Annotated in this window: 1 protein-coding gene; it reads left to right on the plus strand. The window is 70.6% G+C overall.

Annotation, left to right across the window (positions count from 1 at the left end):
- Positions 1-103: 103 nt before the first annotated feature.
- Positions 104-2155, plus strand: a complete 2052-nt coding sequence (locus GH736_RS21345) for an amylo-alpha-1,6-glucosidase (protein ID WP_159606883.1) — start codon at positions 104-106, stop codon at positions 2153-2155.
- The last annotated feature ends 167 nt before the right edge of the window (positions 2156-2322 follow it).

Consider the following 2322-nt stretch of genomic DNA (forward strand, 5'->3'; position numbering starts at 1 on the left):
CGGCCGACCTGGGCGACGTCGACCGGGCCAGCGCCGACACGGCGAGCGCCGAGGCGACGGGCGCGGCCGGCCGCGAGGCATCCGGAACCGGAGGAACCCCGTCATGACCGACGATCTCGTGCGCATCCTCGACGGCAACACCTTCGTGGTGAGCGACGGGCGAGGCGACATCGAGGCGTCAGCCACCGACCCGACGGGGTTCTTCTCGTTCGACACCCGTTTCCTGTCGCGGTGGGTGCTCACCGTCGACGGCGAGCGGCTGACGTCGCTGTCGACGGACGACCTGCACTACTTCGAGGCGCGGTTCTTCCTCGTTCCGGGCACGGGCACGGTGTACGTCGACGCGAACCTCACGGTCATCCGCCAGCGCGTCGTCGAGGGCGGATTCCGCGAGCAGCTGACGCTGCTCAACCACGACGAGCACGAGGTCGAGCTCACCGTGCGCCTCGAGGCGGACAGCGACTTCGCCGACCTCTTCGAGGTGAAGGACGCGCTGCAGAAGAAGGGCACGACCGCATCACAGGTCGAGGACGGGCGTCTCGTGCTCGCGTACCAGCGCGAGACCTTCCTGCGCACCACCACCATCTCCTCGACCGAACCGGCCGACGTCGACGAGCAGGGGCTCACCTTCACCGTGCGCATCGAACCGCACGGGTCGTGGACCACCGAGCTGCGCATCGTGCCGACCCTCCTCGGCCCCGACGGCCTGCCGCTCGTGCCGCGGCCCGCTCGCGGCGCACCGCCGCTGCGCAATATGCTGCAGGACCTCGACGAGTGGATCGCCCGCGCACCGCAACTCGTCACCGACGACGACTCCCTCAGTGCGACCTACCGGCGTAGTCTCGTCGACCTGGCGGCCCTGCGCTTCTCGCCGATCATCGCCGGCTCACGCAGCCTCCCCGCCGCCGGCCTCCCGTGGTTCATGACGATGTTCGGCCGCGACAGCATCCTCACGAGCCTGCAGACCCTGCCGTTCGAGTCCGACCTGGCCGCCACGACGCTGCGGGTACTCGGCACGTGGCAGGGCACCCGCGTCGACGACTTCCGCGACGAGGACCCGGGCCGCATCCTGCACGAGATGCGCTACGGCGAGATGACCGCCTTCGAGGAGCGCCCGCACTCCCCGTACTTCGGCAGCGCGGATGCCACGCCGCTGTTCGTAGTGCTCCTCGACGAATACGAGCGGTGGACCGGTGACGCCGACCTCGTGCGCGCCCTCGAACAGGAGGCGCGCGCCGCCCTGCGCTGGATCGACACCTATGCGAACCTGCAGGGCAACGGCTACGTCGCCTACCAGCGGCGCAACGTCGAGACCGGGCTCGAGAACCAGTGCTGGAAGGACTCGTGGGACTCGATCTCGTACCACGACGGGCGGCTGCCGGGATTCCCGAGGGCGACCTGCGAGCTGCAGGGCTACGCCTACGACGCCAAGCGGCGGGCGGCCCGCCTGGCCAGGCAGTTCTGGAACGACCCCGCGTACGCCGACGAACTCGACGCGGATGCCGCAGCGCTGAAGGCGCGGTTCAACCGCGACTTCTGGGTGGAGGACGGGCAGTACTTCGCCCTCGCGCTCGACGCCGACGGCGCGCAGGTCGACGTGCTGTCGTCGAACATCGGGCACCTCCTGTGGAGCGGCATCGTCGACGACGACAAGGCTCCGGCGATCGCCGGGCACCTGCTGGGGCCACGGCTGTTCTCGGGATGGGGCGTGCGCACGCTCGCCGAGGGCGAGGCGCGCTACAACCCGATCGGGTACCACGTCGGCACGGTCTGGCCCTTCGACAACTCGTTCATCGCGTGGGGACTTCGCCGCTACGGCTTCAAGGCGGAGGCCGCCCGCATCGCCGCAGGCATCCTCGAGGCCGCGCAGTTCTTCGACGGCCGGCTGCCCGAGGCGTTCGGCGGCTACGAGCGCGAGCTGACGCGGTTCCCGGTGCAGTACCCCACGGCGTGCAGCCCCCAGGCCTGGTCGACGGGAGCGCCGCTGCTCCTGCTCCGCACCATGCTCGGCCTGGAGCCCATGGACGGGCACCTCATGGTCGACCCGGCCGTGCCCATGGGCATCGGCCGCATCGAGCTGCTCGACATCCCGGGCCGGTGGGGCCGCATCGACGCATTCGGGCGCGGGCTCGTCGACGTGGGGCGCGAGGCCTGACGTCTCAGGCCTCGCCGATGCCGATGCCGATGCCGATGCCGAACGCATGATGATCGGGGAGATGAGCGCTGCGGAGAGGGCATGAGGCGGATTCTCATGCGAAATCGTCGGTGCAGCGGATCCCGCCGGGCGGCGCGTGCCGCGCAGGCCGCGCGGGGCTCAGCGCG

The organism is Agromyces humi (genome assembly GCF_009720255.1).
Classification (GTDB): domain Bacteria; phylum Actinomycetota; class Actinomycetes; order Actinomycetales; family Microbacteriaceae; genus Agromyces; species Agromyces humi.